Origin of the sequence: Acidovorax temperans, assembly GCF_006716905.1 — a bacterium.
Taxonomy (GTDB): Bacteria; Pseudomonadota; Gammaproteobacteria; order Burkholderiales; family Burkholderiaceae_C; genus Acidovorax; species Acidovorax temperans.
In genome coordinates this window covers 155,215-170,499 of record NZ_VFPV01000005.1, presented here as the reverse complement: position 1 = coordinate 170,499, position 15,285 = coordinate 155,215, and the positions used below count along the sequence as shown (strand labels likewise).

Genomic DNA, 15,285 nt, shown 5'->3' with positions numbered 1-15,285 from the left:
ACAGGTTTTCCGTAATATCCGAGCTTTTGCAAACGATCAATCGCCATCGCATAACCATCAATGTTCTGCTTCTCGCGGAGATTCATAGCGAAGATTTCATTGGTCATGTATTGCAGGAAAACCATCTGTAACAGTGGATTGCGCAGAACTGGGGCCAGGGCAGGCAGGGTAATATCCGCAAAGACATTTGCCCGAGCTTCGCCATTTCGGGTATTCAGATCCACATAATTTGCGCGGAACATGGTGCGAGTCGTCATGGCATTCATATTTATCTCCTTTAAATCCATTCTCACACCAAACGCAGTCTTGTCAACACCCCCAATCGTCCCTAGCTCAACCCAAACCCTGAGAGCGCAGATGCAGAAATAGGCCGGATGGCACCGCTGTCATCACCAACTGGCAAACCATCAAGAGGCTGATCGTTGTGAACGGCCTTTTGCGGCTTCGGTGGCGCCGGTTCTTGCCGGTGCTCGTGCGGGGATGATTGAACGGCGACTGGAGAGGCGAGAGGCTGGGCACCGATGATCGGGCGATTTTGAAACAACCCCATCTGCTTTTCATAGCACAACGCCCGCTCCAGCATCACCAGGATTAGCTTTGAATGCTGGGAGGTGGGTATTTGGCTGAAAAGCTCATAAAGATCGGGACTGATCAGTTTCTCCAACGCAAACCGACAACGGACATCGACCTTCGTCGCGTCGTTATCCATTGCTTGCCTCGCCCAGTACGTAAAAGCCCCGCACGTTTGAGAAAACCGGATCGGTATCCAACGTCATGATTCCGGCGAGATCCGGCATCAGTTTCTGGGCGACATGATGCAAGCGCTTGCCGCCGCCGCCAGTGAAAATAATCAGATCGATACTTTCAAGGGAAAGCACCGCATTGCGCATGGAGTTCAGGCATTCTGTCAGCACGGCATCCGCAATCGGCAGATAGTCGTCCATGCGGTATTTCTTGCCGCCCAGGGTGATTTCTTCGTAGCCTTCGCGGATCGCCTCATCGACACGTTCAACCACAAGGGGGTCGTCTTTGATGCCGGCCTTGATCCTGTCGCAAACCATGTTTACACAGGTCAAGACGCCTTTTTGATAGGCTCCCGAACGGTTATGGAGAATCTTGCGTTTGTTCACAAGGAACCAGTCGAATGTGCCACCGCCCATATCCAGAACAAGCATATTCTGATCGAAGAAACGATCCAGGTTCATGGTTTTTTGTCTTGCGCCCGTACTGACCATGGCACCTTGGGGCTGGGGAATAACATTCACTGACTTGATATGTACCTTGAAATTACCCTCACCAAAGGGAGAAGGTACAACATGCGTGCCCTCAAATAACTCCCTGACCTTGGCCTCATGTGTTGCCAGCGTGTTCATCGGCAGACCAGCAACCAAGCGGCGAATTTCCACTTCGGTCTTACCGCGCAGCTCGTTCGCATAATCGCGCAGAAAATAATAGAGGCCACCCAAGAAGAGGGCCTTATATTCGGGCGAGTCCGCGTAATTTTCTGTGATGGCTCGGGTTTGACGGGCGCTGGTTTGGAGCACAACGTCTTGACCTACGAAATACTCCGCACCATTGACTGTGACATTCGCGCCAGAAAGTGCGGCCATTCCAATAGATGTTTTGTGAACCGCAGTCACATGCGAGCACTGGCTGGGGAATTGGAATGCCTTGATCGTGTCGTTTTTCTCGCGGCGAGATGCACCTTTGACAGAGAAATAACCAATATCGAGAGCTACGACGGGAATTTGAAACATGGAATTGGCCATATCTGAATGAGTAAGATTTGGGAACGAGCAGAATCATCCCCGATTCGTGGGTAAAAACGAATCTCCCCAAGGCACTGATACGGTCGGATGCCCAATCAATATTGCAAAGAAGGGCGACATTAATCGCCGTACTGGCCTGGGATTGGCGCATGCGAGGCCACCCATTGCCACGCAGCAAACGAACTGGTTGCACACGCATGATGCAACGGGCAATGAGAGGCCAGTCGCAAGCCAGACACAGGCCCTTTGCGACACGGCCCCTCAACGACAGCTGGAACGCATGTCATTGACTGGCCTCTTCAAGGCCACTGGGCGGCGATGCGTCGCGGCAGGCAACCCAATAAGGATGTGCCCCGGCCTTCGCCGGCATCACAAAATCTGCCGCACACGATGAACAGATGCCGGACCTGCCACCAGCCCATCGCCGCAGGCTTCGGCTCAATCCAGGCCCCCACGTCGTAAGCCCAAGAGGTCGCGGATAGGGTCCAGCACAACCCAGAGCACCACGCGTCCTCCCGTTCAGACCCATCACCAAGGGCCGGTCGCCCCCCTTTTTTGCCCCTGCACAAAACGTTCTCACCCAAGGAGAACCATTGCGCCAAGCCAGCACCCATGCGGGTTTCGGGGCGAAACACGAATTCCAAACGGTTTTCGGCGGGTTTTTGGAGAAAAATCAGCCTGCAAAAAAGTGACTTTTGATACTTTTCATGTCAGAATCCACCCGCAACGGCCCTCGGGTTGTTCCTGGGCTTCATGCCCAACCTTCAAAGTTGCCGCTCGCGGCGTTCAAACCAGCTTCAGATCCTGCGCACAGCGGGATGGTCGAAGCAAACCAAAGAAGGCCCGTCTGGGTCTCGATGCTGGGGAAGTTCCCCAGCCACTGTCAGTTCCAACTGACTGAAGTAGTGAATCCCTCCGATGTTTATTCGGAAAGGTTCTAGCTCTACGTACCGATCAATACCGGAAGCTTGATTGCTTCGTTGTGTTGGACATTCCAAAGCCACATTTGCCCTCGTGCACATACCCGGAAGAAATTCCAAGGAAGAAATTCCGATATGGGTCACTGTGTAGTTGAGGTGAGCAGATGAAGAGCGGGATGTCTGATGCCGGATATTGAAACGCGTGCGGCGCCCATCGCCTGGGTTCCGTAGAAAGTAGAGTGAAGAGGTTCGACCGATGATCGAACTCAGTTTGCCACTTACGGCACTGCCTGCCTTGGACGACGCCTTGTTGCGTTTACCTTGGTGACCCATAGCGGGTGACTGGGCACAAGTTTTTACCGTGTTGATTTCGTACCAATGATGTACGGATCAAACCGGGTGTTGATTGCTTGTGTTCCTCACCGTCCACGCGGGGGAGCTGCATTGTGTGTTCCGTTCTTTTCACACATTGCACCGGGAGACTTCACTAAAAGTATTCCAAAGACGGAACTGGATATCGGATGGATTGAGGTTGGCTACCTTGATCTGAGTTGGGAAGGATTTCAGCTGGATCGGATCGGTGATTCAGGCTGGTTGCCCTGGAATAGGGCGGGGTGAGTGCGCGCGGGTTGCTTGTTTGGCTGCTCGCTGGGGTAATTGCTGGGGTAATTGTTGGGTGGGATCTCGGAATCCCGGCTTGTGGCGCAAGATTCGCCGGGTGCTCCGTTAATGCGGACATTCGCAGGTGGATTGCGCCTGGTATTGCGTGGCGATGCACGGGCACTGCGTTTTTATGATGCACGTTCATTTGGTCTTTGTGACCAAATACCGCAGGCATGTCTTTGACGCTGACGCGATCCAGAGGCTGCGCTTGCATTTCGCCAGCGTGTGCAAAGACTTTGAGGCCGAGTTGGTGGAGATGGACGGCGAGGACGATCATGTTCATCTGCTGGTGAACTACCCACCGAAGGTGGCCGTGTCCAATCTCGTGAACAGCCTCAAGGGCGTCTCTAGCCGCCTGCTACGCAAAGAGCGCCCGGACATTGCCAACAGGTACTGGAAGAATATGCTGTGGTCGCCTTCCTACTTTGCATCCTCGTGTGGTGGTGCGCCCATTGACGTGATCCGCAGGTACATCGAGCAACAGCAAACACCCCATTGAATGCCTATGCCCGCTTGCGCGGGCAGCGCTATCCTTCCCCGCCCAAATCAGGCGGCTTCGCCTCCAAGCTGCTGCGCAGCTAACTGACTTGGACGAGGCTTGCCGCGCATTTGGTCAACGTACCCCTGAGGAAGTTAAAGCAAAGTGCTCTGTTCGTTATGAGAACCAAGCGCTATTGTTTTAACTGGCCAAGCCATCTTGCATGGCTTTTAGCGAATTAATCGCACCGAAACCCCGATCACTGCTCATGCGGTGGCCGGGGTTTTTTTTCGCCTGTGCTATTTGTTTAGGATTGGATTACATAATCGCGACCATTATTAGAGCCACACTGTCACCACCCAAATTCATGTACTACCTTCCTAAAACCAGCGTCAGGGCAAGGGTTTACCAATGCAATGCGATGGGGGCTAAACACCAAGACAGGTTAATATGGTGCCGCCGCTCTTATGGACACACTGCGAAGCCTTTCTGCTAGGCATCCTTTGCGGCATTTTTCACTGGTGCCTTAATTTGGATTACATATCGCCCGCCTCAGGGTAAAACAAGAATGTCACCAGGAAGGAGGTCGGCTGTACACACATAGGCCTTAGAGTGTTGTTTTATATGCAAAAAATAACACCAATGACTGCGGAAATTCGTTTTTCTTGGTAGTGATTTGATATTTGCAGCTGGAGAACTTAAAATCTGGTCTCACAGGTGCCCGCCATGACCAGTATTTCCAACCTCAGCGCTGATGAAATTTTCGAGCAATGGCTGCGCCACTGCGCGGTTTCTGACCGTCGTCCCATTTCGGAAGAAGACGCTGATGCGTATCGGTATATCTGGAGCACTTGGAAGCGTTTTCTGGATGGCGAACGAGGGCAGGGCAGTGAACCGCCTGTTCACTGGGCCGATGTGACGCCTCCTTTTGTCGTGACCTTTATCCAATCTGGAATACGCAGCAGAAAAACTGGAGAAGTAGTCAGCGCAATCACCAAGCGCCGTTATTGGCGCGTCCTGGTGCGCGTTTATGACCACGCCGTTGATAAAGGCGTCATCCCAGAAAATCCCGTCAGCTCTGTGGCCGACAGGGACAAGCCCCCGATTGAAAACCCGCTGGGCGCGATTCTTTCGCCTCGCGTGTGGGATCGCTGCATCCAAATGCTGGATGAGCCGATTGACCCCGAAATCGCCCAGCGTGAGATCGCGGTGCGCAACCGCGCTTTGTTGCGTGTCCTGTTCGAGCTGGGGCTCACCCCGGCTGAGCTGCGCGGGCTGCTGGTGCAAGCATTCGTGGACAAGTCTGGCCAACAGGACGCCTCCATCAAGGTGGATGGCGAAAGCTACACCCGCGTGCGAGAACTGCTGATCTCTGAGCACACCCGCCAAGGCATCGTGGAGTGGCTGCGGGTGAAGGCGTCATCGCCAGCGCACGCTGCCAGCGAGATCCTGTTCTCCGGCAAAACAGGCAAGGTTCTGACCGACGAACAGCTTTTGAACTTGGTGCGGGCCTTTTTGCTGAAGGCCTGCGCCTCTGTTGGTGAAGCACCGCCACTGCGTCTGGGGCCACAGATTGTGCGCAACACCTTGCTGGTGCGGCTGCTGCGCGAAGGCGTTCACCAGGACGAGGTGGTATTGCGCGCGGGCCTGAAAAACGCCAAAGGCTTGCTCCACCTTCGTGAGCACTTGCCCGAGGGCCCACGGCTGAAACTGGCGGGAGCCACCAAGCGCAAGGATGATGAGCCGGTGGAACCTGAGGTTCGGCCGCTACTGCGCGCCTAGTGTGGTGTCTCAAAAATAGATAGAACTATTTTGACCGGTGTTGGTCGAATCAGCTTCCTTATAGGAGACTACGCTGATGGCCCACCCTGGACGCCCCGCCACGAAGCTGCAGATCACCGATGCCGAGCGCGCAGAGCTGCATGCGCGACTGCGCGTACGCATAGCGCCCGAGGACGAGAAGCTGCGCATGCGAATCGTGCTGGGCTGCGCAGATGGGGAGTCGGGCACCATGATTGCCCAACGCTTGGGCACGACGGTGCAAACTGTCTCCAAGTGGCGGCGGCGCTACCGGGCGTATCGTCTGGCGGGTTTGACCGATGCCCCGCGCGCTGGCCGCCCGCGCAGTGTGGGCGACGAGCAGGTTCAGCTCATTGTGGACAAGGTTCGCCAGAGCAAGCCTGACAACGCCACGCACTGGAGCGTGCGCCAGATGAGTCGGCACGCTGGCGTATCGCCCGCGACGGTGCAGCGCATCTGGCATGCCTTTGGGCTGAAGCCGCACCTGCAAGAAACCTTCAAGCTATCGACGGATCCCCATTTCGTGGACAAGGTACGGGATGTGGTGGGGCTGTATATGGCACCACCCGATCGCGCATTGGTGCTGTGCGTGGACGAGAAGAGCCAGATCCAGGCTCTGGATCGCACCCAACCAGGGTTACCACTGACGTTTGGCAAACCCAGCACGCGCACGCACGATTACAAGCGCCATGGCACAACGTCGCTGTTTGCAGCGCTGGATGTGGCCACTGGCAAAGTCATAGGACAGCTCAAGCGCCGTCACCGCAGTGTGGAATTCCTGCAGTTCCTCAAAGCCATCGATGCAGCGGTGCCTGGCGAACAAGACATCCACCTGATCATGGACAACTACGGCACGCACAAGACGCAGGCAGTGCGGGCCTGGCTAGCAGCCCATCCTCGCTACCACGTTCACTTCACGCCCACCTCAGCGTCCTGGCTCAATCTGGTCGAGCGTTTCTTTAGCCAGATCAGCGAGCAGTGGATCAAGCGCAGCGCCCACACCAGCGTTGCTCAGCTGGAGCAATCCATACGGGAATACATTGATCGTCACAACGAGGATCCCAAGCCGTTCGTGTGGCATAAAAGTGCGGACACCATCTTGGCATCTGTGGCGCGGGCAGCGAGTACCATTATTTGATGATTACTTTTGAGACACCACACTAGTTGTTACTTGCCTGGGTAAAGCCTGTAAGTCAGCTGGTGCCCGTTCGACGCGGGCGAAAACTCCTTGCGCTTCAGTTCAGCACGCCATCCCCGTGATTTCCAGTTCTTGGATTGCCCCGCCATGATGGCTTGCTCCAGACCTTTGGGTATCTCACCGAGCACCTGCACGGAGAGCGTCGTTGCGGCTGGCAGAAGTGCTGCGTACGCTCCCTTGGCCTCCTGAGGGTTGTTCACGTTGAGCAGCAGCGACAGGTATTCGAGCTGCTGCACCTTGTCTAGCTGTGACATTGAGTAGAAGGCCAGTGTGTTCTGCAGCCCAGAGCGGCCACGGTTTGCAGTCACCGCCTTAGGTGGGCTGGAGCACCCCGGAAAATCCACCTTGTTGAATTGCCCCGTGGCCATGCCCATCTTGGCACCCAGAGGGCAAAAGGTTTCGGGATGCAAAGTGGGCGCCATGCCCTGCGCGTGTGTCAGCAGTGGAAAGCACAGCACCGCACAGATTCCCATCGATCTCAATTTCATCCCGCACTCCCTCTGTATGTGGTTCTGCAAGAGACCTTACCGAGGGTCGGCAGGGATTCATGTAAAAAACCGCAGAAGTGGGATTAAGCCCATGATTGCACTGCATTTTTTGCAGTTCATCCCCCTTCCCGCTGTAGGCCCTCGCCAAAAGTGCAGTTGAACGGGCAATGCAAATGCATTACTATGCGTGGCATTCCTCCTTCCATCCGGAGATTGCGTCATGCCAACCGCACTTGAAGCAGAGTCCACGCTGACCGACCGCTACCAGACCACGGTTCCAGAAACCGTCCGCCGAGCGCTTCGCCTGGGTAAGCGCGACAAGATCCACTACGCGATCCAGTCCACTGGCGAGGTCGTCCTGACCCGCGCCGCTGCCGCAGAGGCGGATCCTGTCATCGGGCAGTTCCTGGATTTCCTGGCCCGCGACATCGCCGCGCAGCCGGAACGTCTCCAGCGCATTGACATGGGCTTGGTGCAACGGGGGCGCGAGCTGACCGCTGGTGTGAAGTTCGACATGGATGCACCACTCTCACCGGAAGACGAATGAGCCGCATCCGCCATGTGGGTGCGGGTGTTCCGCCGTCACGCCTGCCCAAGTCCTCGGAAAAATCGACACCGCAACCCGAGGTGGTTATCCATGGATGGACGGTCTTCGCACACCCTCTGTTCCTTGATCAGTACGAGAAGCTGCTCCAGCAGGTTGCCGAGTTGCAAGCGAAAGACCCGACGGGCTACGAGAAGAAGAATTCCGCAAAGAGGCTTGCAGCCATCGTCAGCCTGGCGTTTGATGTGATTCCGCAAGACCCGGCACGGCCTGAGTACCGGCAGGGCAACACGCTTGGCGATGAAAACAAGCACTGGTTCAGAGCCAAGTTCTTCCAGCAATATCGGCTGTTCTTCCGGTTCCACGCGCCCAGCAAGGTGATTGTCCTGGGCTGGGTCAACGATGCAGACACCAAGCGCGCAAACGAGAGCGATTCTGATGCGTATCGGGTGTTCAAGAAGATGCTGGCCAGTGGTCACCCACCGAGCGACTGGGAGCAGCTGCTGGTAGAAGCGCGTGCCCAGGTGGCACGGCTGCGCGGCAGCATGGGGAGCGCTCCACGCTGACTTTTCAGGAACGGGAGGTGCTTCTCCTGAGGCGGGAATCGTACTGCGATACGTAATACGGCATTACGTACCGTTTTCGGCACCTTTGCGGTCACGGTGACGGCATTTCCTCACATTTGATAATCTGGCGTTATTCAATGTGAGGCCGGTTTTGAGCTGTTCTGCCCGGTGCGGCCGGTACGGATGACCGCTGGGGTTGCTGGCAAAGAGGCCGATGCTGAGCCGCGAATTTCTCAACGGAATCATGTGGTTAGGCTGAGTTCTGCGGTTTTTTACATGAATCCCTGCCGACCCTCTTACCGCAAAGTGGTGCGCTTGAGGGCAGCACGGCGAGGAGCCCGCGGTGCCTTGGCTGAGCCCGCCTTGGCCAATTCCTTGACCCGCTCCTGCAACTCCTCCACCTTTTTCTCCAGCCAACCCTTTTGGCTGACAACCTCTGCATTCTCCGCGCGCAGCGCAACTACCGATTCTTCAGCCTTGTTCATGCGCTGGCGGTAGGTAGCCAACTCGATGTCCTTGCTGGTCTTTTCGGCCTGCAGCTGCTCACGCACATCCTTCTCGACCTGACGCGCTGCCTCGATCTGGCGCTTCGCAAAATTGATCTCCCCCTCAAACCGCTTCGCATCGGTTCTGCGCTCGATCCGCTCGTTCTCCAGCTCGGCCATGAACTTCTCCTCCGACTGCTTGCGTGCAGCAGCGTCAGCTTCAGCCTGGCGCTTCCAACCTTCCACTTGAGCTTCAAGACCGCCGATTTCCGCTGCCTGGGCCTCGGCCCGTTTTTCGGCGGCGTCCAGGCGCTCCTGCATGGCGACCAGCTGGCTTTTGTGCGTATCTACCTGCGCCCATGCCTCGGTGCGGGATGAGCATGCTGCCTCCAGAGCCATCTGGGCAGCATCGACGTGTTCCTGGCATTCGCGCCTGAAGATCTCCATCCTCTTATCGGCATGCTCACAGGAAAGCGCCCACAGCTTGCCCAGAGCCTCACCAAAAGTGGCTCGAAGAGCCACTGGCGCCTCTGGCACCTCCAGCTTTATCCGCATGTGCTTACGAAACTCATCCCAGAAGTGCTGCAGGTCACGGCTGATGTCGGTGAGAGAGCCTTGTCCTGTGAATTCACGCACCACCTTGGCAGAGGGGTAGATCCCAAAGTCCAGAAACAGGATCCTGGCAGCGAGCTTGGTCTTTTCCTGCCTGGTGGCTCCACCGGGAAGACTGTCTAAGGCGGCGCTGACAGCGGCAAGGGCCTGTGCGCTGTTGACCGTGCTGTTTTCCTGCATGTCTTCTCCTGGTGAAGCTATAGATACGACATTTTAGCTCTTTTACGGATTATGTAACCTTTACGCTTTACGTAGCGTTCATTATGTTTTATGATCATTTTTATGATTAGTCCACTTATCATAAGAAACAGAGGGGGTAGCGTAAAAAGTACGAGCAAAAAAGTTTTTCGGGCGCCTTGGAGACCGTGTGCTCAGGGGATCTTGGGCTCCCTGTAAAATGCAGGGTTCCGCGAGAAGTCTTTTGAAATCAAGGACTTGCCAAGCTCGGCCGCGAACGCTCTAGCTGACTGACCTGGAAACCGTGTCCAATCAGTTGACACAATGAGGCTGGGTCGAGGGTGTGGAGAGTGTCCACCTGCTTGACACTCTCGGGGTGTCAAAAGTTTTACCTACATTGCCCAGCAGGCAAAGCTTTGGACGATTGACCCGCGAAGAACATCAACCGTTCGCATAACAGAAGTTGTGTCTATTTTGCGAGCCAAGTTGTAACTACCGAAGGCATAGTCGCGGTACCTTGACCTCGAATGCGTGTCAAAAATGACCTGACCGAATGGCGAGCGTCACGTTCGACCTTGCAAAGCGCATCAGCAGCGCCACACCGCGTGAAAAAGTTGACGATTTCGCTGTTTCCCCGTGTTGCTGCATTAACAGTTGTTGACACCCGTAGGAAGGCCGACAGAATCTCCTAATCGCTGAAATCAGCTTCAACTCCTGTCACCTCATGTCTCAATACGATCCCCTCTATTTGGCCGGAAACATGACCACCGAACGCGAGCTTCGTGAAGCCAAGGTGCGCGCCGGAGATAGCATCGGAGTCGCGCTCCACCAGCTCGGTGAGCATCGAGCCCAGGAGCAAGAAAAGCTGATCTGGAAGACTTACGAACCGCAGCCGGTAGTGGTGGGCTCCCCCATTTTGGACACCCGGACGCAATACGAGAAAGATCGCGATAGCGCCAGGCTTCAGAACGGGGTGCGGATGGCGGTGATCTTGTTGATGGTTGGTGTTTTGTTTTGGGTGTTGAACTCCACCATTGGCAACGGCATTCGCGGTATGGACTTTTATGGAGTGAAGGACTCGTACACCTTTTACCCCAATGCACTCAAATCCTCTGGCTACTCAGATTACTACGTAGGAAGAGCCGATTCTCAAACGGCCTTCGCCAAACAAAGCGCCTTGGATTTCGCAACGAAGTACGGTTCCTTGTTCAAGCCAGGCACCCCGTTTGAAAGAATGTTTGACTCGTGCAAGGGCAAATTTTCATGCACGGATGTTTCCCTGGGCGCTGTGTTGAACATCCAGCGCCATGCGCTGAAGCCGCAATCCCTTTTGAACGACATGTGCTCACTTGAGGCAAGTGCGGTCGTGAAAAGGGCGCAGACAAGCTACGCAGGCCCCCTGGATGCGCGCTTTGTTCCCTCAAAAGTGAGCGCCTCCAATATGTGCGTTACAACCAATCCTTCGCAAGTACAGGCGGTCGCGACACCCCTCAACACCCGCTACAAGCTCTATGAAGCTGGTTATTTGCTGCTTGTCCCGCTGGTGCCAAGCGCAAGGCAGCGAAGTAAACCGCCCTATGCACAGCGGCAACCAGGCCTGCTTAACCGACAGGGCCCAGCCGTTCTCGTTGGCGCCCGTGTATGACATGACGCCCATGGGCTTTGCCCCGACAGCACCCGGCGAACTCCCTGAGTTTCGGCTGAGCCTGGACATCATCGATGTGGTCAACCCGAGCACCTGGGCGCGGGCACTGTCCTTGGCCCAGGACTACGTGATGCGCCTGCGTACATCCTCCCTGTTGAGCCGCGACTTCGCCCCCTGCGGGGACAAACTCCAGACCCACATCGACCATGCGGCAGAACGCCTGAAGCGGCTGGCCCCATGACAGCGCCACCCTCTTCCATCCAGCCCACCCTGCAAAGCACGAGAAAAGGCGGGTTCCTGGCTGAGCGCCTGCGCACCAAGGGCTGGTCGATCCGGGATGCCGCTCAGTACCTGGGCGTGTCCCGGCAGCGCCTGTACACCGTGTTCGAAGACCCCGGCAGAGCCCGCCTGTGGGAATGCGCCATCGCCGGTATTCCCCAGTGCAGCCCCCAGATCAAGGAAGAACTGCGCACCGCCCGTACGGCAAAGCAAAAGCTCAAGCCCATACGTGAGGTGGTTGTTGAGCGTCCAGAGTTCGAGGTTGGCGATGAAGTGGTGGCCGTCAGATCCAGCGGCCTTGCCGATGAGGATCAGCGCGCCCACATCGTGCGACTGCGCGGCAGCCAAAAGACCAAGGATCTCCAGCTGCTGGTGCAGGGCCCCGAGGGCGAGGAATGGCTCCCAGAGAAGACCTTCCGCTATTATTTCGAGAGCACAGGATTGAACATCAAGCGCAGTGGAGGGATCAGATGAGCCAAGACCCCAAAATCATTCTGATGCGCACAGACGCTGATGGCTTGGCCAACTTCAACGAGGATGCGCTGGTGGTACTGGACCTGACCCGCACCGAAATCGAAGCAGGCAACATCGCGAGCGCCTTGGAGCGCCTGATGGCCCTGACCGACTCCAAAGAGACAGCGCTGCGCTTCCAAGAATCCCTGCTCATCCACATCACGGGCTACGACAATGACCCGCGTGAGCTGGTGGAGGTGCCCGAAGTTCGCACCTTTTTTGGCAAGCTGATCCAGCAGTGGCCACACTGGCTGTGGTTCCTCATGCGCAACGTGGGTGCTATCCCTTTGCTCATGGGCCTGATTTGCCAAGTCAAGGTCAACCGCCGAGAGGATCTGGTCGGCATGGAGTTTCTCGACCGCCACGAGCTGGCTCAGAAGATGCTCGACCTGTTCGAGCGCGGCAACGCCATGTTCCTCGCCTTTGGCATCACGCCAGTCCAATCCGAGGCTTCTGCCACCAGCGCATGTGCGGAGCTGGTATCGCCATGAACACCCTCACCTCCTACCAATACCCGGTTCGCCCAACCGCTGAGGCCGACTCCCTCGCGCTCATCACCCGGTACATCACAGACGATGTATCAGCGATCCGCGCCTTCTTGGACACCTACTCCAAGAAGTCCCAGCACACCACGCGCTCCTACGAAAAGGAGTGCTACCGCTTCTTGGTGTGGCTGCGCGCCAGGCGACCGCCCGCACCCGATCTGCTGCCCGAGGTGGTCACCCAGGACATCAACGACTACCTGGTGTTTCTGGAGAACCCTCGCCCCTTCGATGAGGAGTACCTTCTCTCCCAAGGCTGGAAGCACCAACCCTTCAGAAAGCCCCTGTCCACCGAGAGCGTCAAACACACCCTGACGGTGCTCTTCAGGATGTTCACCGCCATGCGGGAGCTGCGCCGCACCAAGGTTGACCCTTACTGCATGTTCAACCCCGTGAAGATGGCCCACGAGGGAATGGGCAAGACCACGCCCGATGAGGAGGTGGAGGAGGCACTGAGCGAGCGCGAGTGGCTGGCCGTCCAGCAAGCCGTGGAGGCCCTGCCGCGCGAGAGCGACCGCGACCTCAAGCACTACCACCGCGCACGCTGGATCACCCAGCTGCTGTACCGCGCGTACCTGCGCCGCGAAGAGGCCGCGATGCTGACCATGGGGAGTTTTGAGCCATCGCCCCAGGGTTGGAACATCAAGCTGGTGGGCAAGGGCGGCAAGAAAGCGACCATCGTGGCCACCTCCAAACTCATGGACGAGCTGCGCATCTACCGCACCTCCTTGGGCCTGTCACCTCTGCCCGCGTACAAGGAGACCCTGCCCGCCATCCTTGCGGTCACCGGCAAAGACAAGGGCGTCACCGCCCAGGCCATCTACCTGATCTGCAAAGAGATCTTCAAGATGGCGGCTGCGTTGGTGAAGGATGAAGATAAGCGTGCCGCACAACGGCTTATGCTGGCATCGCCCCACTGGATGCGACACACAGGGGTCTCGCATACCATGGAAGCGGGGGTAGACCCACGGTACGTGCAGGCCCAGGCGCGGCACTCCAGCCTGAAGGTGACGGCACGCTACGACCACAAGAGGCGACAGGCCTGGCGAAATGCGCTCGAAGCCGCCTCTGACAAAGAAGAACCGCTCGATCAATGACAAAAGCCCCGTGAGGGGCTTTGTTTTAGGTTCTTAATCGGGGAGTTTCACACCACCGAGACCATTGGGGAAAGCCAGCTTCTGGGCTCTCTCTTTACAGGTTGGCAAGGGAATCTGCGCAGTAATGCACTCTTGAAGCTTTTCTGCATACAGCTGCTGGGTGCGACGCTTTTCGGCGTTCAGCTCCTGGGCGCGGCGATTTGACTCATCCAAATGCTTTTCCACCAGTATCCAAATGCTTTTCCACCAGTAAATGGCTTTGTTGCACAAAGCCAGTCCGCTGAGCTGGTAACCTCGAGACATGAGTGAACCGAAGGGGTCCAAGGCCCGCTACAAGACCACCAACTGGGCAGAGTACAACGCCGCGCTCAAAGCCCGAGGGTCGCTGACAATCTGGCTGGACAAAGGCATGCAGTGGTACGCCCCATCCAGCGGCAAACGCGGGCGCCAGCACATCTTCTCCAACGCAGCCATCCAGTTCTGTCTGGGCATCAAGTGCCTGTTCGGTCTGGCCCTGCGTCAAAGCCTGGGCATGGTTGAAAGCCTGCTGCGTCTGGCAGGCCTGGACTGGCGGGTGCCCGACTACAGCACCGTGTGCCGACGCCAGAAGACTTTGCAGGTACAACTGCCCTACCGAGCCAGTACCACCGCACTGGAACTGCTGGTGGACAGCACCGGCATTCAGTTCCTTGGCGAAGGCGAATGCAAACGCAAGAAGCACGGGGCCGAGTACCGGCGCCAGTGGCGCAAGGTGCACCTGGGTGTTGATGCCCACACGTTGGAGATCCGGGCCATCGAGGTGACCGACAACAGCGTGGGCGATGCGCCCATGCTGCTCGAGTTGCTGGAGCAGATACCGCCCGATGAGCCGATTGCCAGCGTCAGTGGGGACGGTGCCCCCGCGAAGCCGCTTGATGGAGGCGGTAACCACCCCCCAAACCTCGATGGTCTGCCCCTCCTTGGGGACGATTTCCGGGTAGGTGGGATTTGCGGCCACCAGCTTCATCCGGCCGAACTTCAGCCACAGCGTTTTGCAAGTGAACTCCCCGTCCACCACGGCGATCACCACATCCCCGTTCACCGGCTTCAATGCACGATTCACCACCAGCAAATCACCATCGAAAAGACCAGCGTCATGCATCGAATCGCCGCCCCGCAGACGCAGGAAAAACGTCGCCTGGGGGTGCGAAACTAAAATTGAGGTCAAATCCAGCCTCTCGACCTGGAAGTCCTCTGCTGGCGAAGGAAACCCGGCGCGAACGCAGTCCCCCGCCACCGGCAGGATCAGGGGCGAAGGATCGCAGGGTACTGGGCTTGCGTACATACTGGTGTTTTATGCAGCACCCCGTATTTTGGTGACAAAGCCCCCCCCCCGAGCCACCACTTCAGCCCGCCCTTGGCGCAGCTTCGACACCCCCAAGGCGCTCCCTTTTTGTAGTGCGAAGCACTCTGGCGTGAATTCCCTCGACGCTGAACAGCGGCCACCGGAAAGGGGCGCGATATGTAATC

The 15,285-nt window shown here is 57.0% G+C and carries 16 protein-coding genes and 2 pseudogenes; 11 read left to right on the top strand and 7 right to left on the bottom strand.

The window, feature by feature from the left end; all coding sequences use genetic code 11:
- The 3 genes from BDD18_RS21775 to BDD18_RS21765 all read right to left on the bottom strand — a co-directional run.
- Nucleotides 1-266 (bottom strand): hypothetical protein (locus BDD18_RS21775; protein ID WP_142085860.1); only part of this gene is annotated, 266 nt, incomplete at its 3' end.
- 62 nt (nucleotides 267-328) lie between these two features.
- The gene (locus BDD18_RS21770; protein WP_066699472.1) at nucleotides 329-709 is read right to left on the bottom strand and encodes a hypothetical protein; all 381 of its coding nucleotides are present in this window, start codon (nucleotides 707-709) and stop codon (nucleotides 329-331) included.
- Nucleotides 702-1,757 carry a ParM/StbA family protein gene (locus BDD18_RS21765; RefSeq protein WP_142085858.1) on the bottom strand — a complete coding sequence of 352 codons (1,056 nt, stop codon included), beginning with the start codon at nucleotides 1,755-1,757 and terminating at the stop codon, nucleotides 702-704. The genes BDD18_RS21770 and BDD18_RS21765 overlap by 8 nt, the downstream gene beginning before the upstream one ends.
- Nucleotides 1,758-3,461: 1,704 nt before the next feature.
- Between BDD18_RS21765 and tnpA the strand changes: the two genes are divergently transcribed.
- The 3 genes from tnpA (at nucleotide 3,462) to BDD18_RS21750 (ending at nucleotide 6,768) form a co-directional block, all read left to right on the top strand.
- Nucleotides 3,462-3,851, top strand: a complete 390-nt coding sequence (tnpA, locus tag BDD18_RS21760; RefSeq protein WP_142085868.1) for an IS200/IS605 family transposase — start codon at nucleotides 3,462-3,464, stop codon at nucleotides 3,849-3,851.
- Nucleotides 3,852-4,547: 696 nt separating this feature from the next.
- Entirely contained in the window at nucleotides 4,548-5,612 is a 1,065-nt protein-coding gene (locus BDD18_RS21755; RefSeq protein WP_142085856.1) for a tyrosine-type recombinase/integrase, read from the top strand.
- 76 nt (nucleotides 5,613-5,688) lie between these two features.
- Nucleotides 5,689-6,768: an IS630 family transposase gene (locus BDD18_RS21750; RefSeq protein WP_142082741.1), complete on the top strand. Its 1,080-nt coding sequence runs from the start codon at nucleotides 5,689-5,691 to the stop codon at nucleotides 6,766-6,768.
- 29 nt (nucleotides 6,769-6,797) lie between these two features.
- On the opposite strand, the gene BDD18_RS21745 is transcribed toward BDD18_RS21750, so the two are convergent.
- Entirely contained in the window at nucleotides 6,798-7,250 is a 453-nt protein-coding gene (locus tag BDD18_RS21745; protein ID WP_066692576.1) for a hypothetical protein, read from the bottom strand.
- A gap of 286 nt (nucleotides 7,251-7,536) precedes the next feature.
- Here BDD18_RS21745 and BDD18_RS21740 point away from each other — a divergent pair, with 286 nt between their 5' ends.
- Entirely contained in the window at nucleotides 7,537-7,863 is a 327-nt protein-coding gene (locus BDD18_RS21740; protein ID WP_066692577.1) for a type II toxin-antitoxin system PrlF family antitoxin, read from the top strand.
- Nucleotides 7,860-8,426, top strand: a complete 567-nt coding sequence (locus BDD18_RS21735; RefSeq protein ID WP_066692578.1) for a type II toxin-antitoxin system YhaV family toxin — start codon at nucleotides 7,860-7,862, stop codon at nucleotides 8,424-8,426. Before BDD18_RS21740 ends, BDD18_RS21735 begins: the two co-directional genes overlap by 4 nt.
- Before the next feature lie 296 nt (nucleotides 8,427-8,722).
- On the opposite strand, the gene BDD18_RS21730 is transcribed toward BDD18_RS21735, so the two are convergent.
- The gene (locus BDD18_RS21730) at nucleotides 8,723-9,703 is read right to left on the bottom strand and encodes a DNA-binding protein (protein WP_142085854.1); all 981 of its coding nucleotides are present in this window, start codon (nucleotides 9,701-9,703) and stop codon (nucleotides 8,723-8,725) included.
- A 757-nt stretch (nucleotides 9,704-10,460) separates the two neighbouring features.
- Between BDD18_RS21730 and BDD18_RS21725 the strand changes: the two genes are divergently transcribed.
- From BDD18_RS21725 to BDD18_RS21705, 5 genes are read left to right on the top strand one after another with little or no spacing between them, the layout of a single operon-like run.
- Nucleotides 10,461-11,345 carry a hypothetical protein gene (locus BDD18_RS21725; RefSeq protein ID WP_142085852.1) on the top strand — a complete coding sequence of 295 codons (885 nt, stop codon included), beginning with the start codon at nucleotides 10,461-10,463 and terminating at the stop codon, nucleotides 11,343-11,345.
- A 10-nt stretch (nucleotides 11,346-11,355) separates the two neighbouring features.
- Nucleotides 11,356-11,586, top strand: coding sequence for a hypothetical protein (locus tag BDD18_RS21720; RefSeq protein WP_170207449.1), 231 nt, complete (start codon nucleotides 11,356-11,358; stop codon nucleotides 11,584-11,586).
- Nucleotides 11,583-12,098, top strand: a complete 516-nt coding sequence (locus tag BDD18_RS21715) for a hypothetical protein (RefSeq protein ID WP_142085848.1) — start codon at nucleotides 11,583-11,585, stop codon at nucleotides 12,096-12,098. The genes BDD18_RS21720 and BDD18_RS21715 overlap by 4 nt, the downstream gene beginning before the upstream one ends.
- Complete coding sequence (locus tag BDD18_RS21710) at nucleotides 12,095-12,628, top strand: hypothetical protein (RefSeq protein ID WP_066698117.1); 534 nt, start codon at nucleotides 12,095-12,097, stop codon at nucleotides 12,626-12,628. The genes BDD18_RS21715 and BDD18_RS21710 overlap by 4 nt, the downstream gene beginning before the upstream one ends.
- Nucleotides 12,625-13,776, top strand: coding sequence for a tyrosine-type recombinase/integrase (locus tag BDD18_RS21705; RefSeq protein ID WP_170207448.1), 1,152 nt, complete (start codon nucleotides 12,625-12,627; stop codon nucleotides 13,774-13,776). Before BDD18_RS21710 ends, BDD18_RS21705 begins: the two co-directional genes overlap by 4 nt.
- 33 nt (nucleotides 13,777-13,809) lie before the next feature.
- Here BDD18_RS21705 and BDD18_RS21700 read toward each other — a convergent pair whose 3' ends face one another.
- A complete protein-coding gene (locus tag BDD18_RS21700; RefSeq protein ID WP_142085843.1) occupies nucleotides 13,810-14,079 on the bottom strand; it encodes a hypothetical protein in 270 nt (89 codons plus the stop codon).
- On the opposite strand from BDD18_RS21700, the pseudogene BDD18_RS21695 reads away from it, so the two are divergent.
- Nucleotides 14,078-14,674 (top strand): annotated as a pseudogene (locus tag BDD18_RS21695) (IS5 family transposase); the annotation flags it as partial. The gene BDD18_RS21700 and the pseudogene BDD18_RS21695 sit on opposite strands and share 2 nt — an antisense overlap.
- Nucleotides 14,675-14,677: 3 nt before the next feature.
- Here the strand turns inward: BDD18_RS21695 and BDD18_RS21690 are convergent.
- Nucleotides 14,678-15,100: pseudogene (locus BDD18_RS21690) on the bottom strand (LexA family protein); the annotation flags it as partial.
- Nucleotides 15,101-15,285 lie beyond the last annotated feature (185 nt).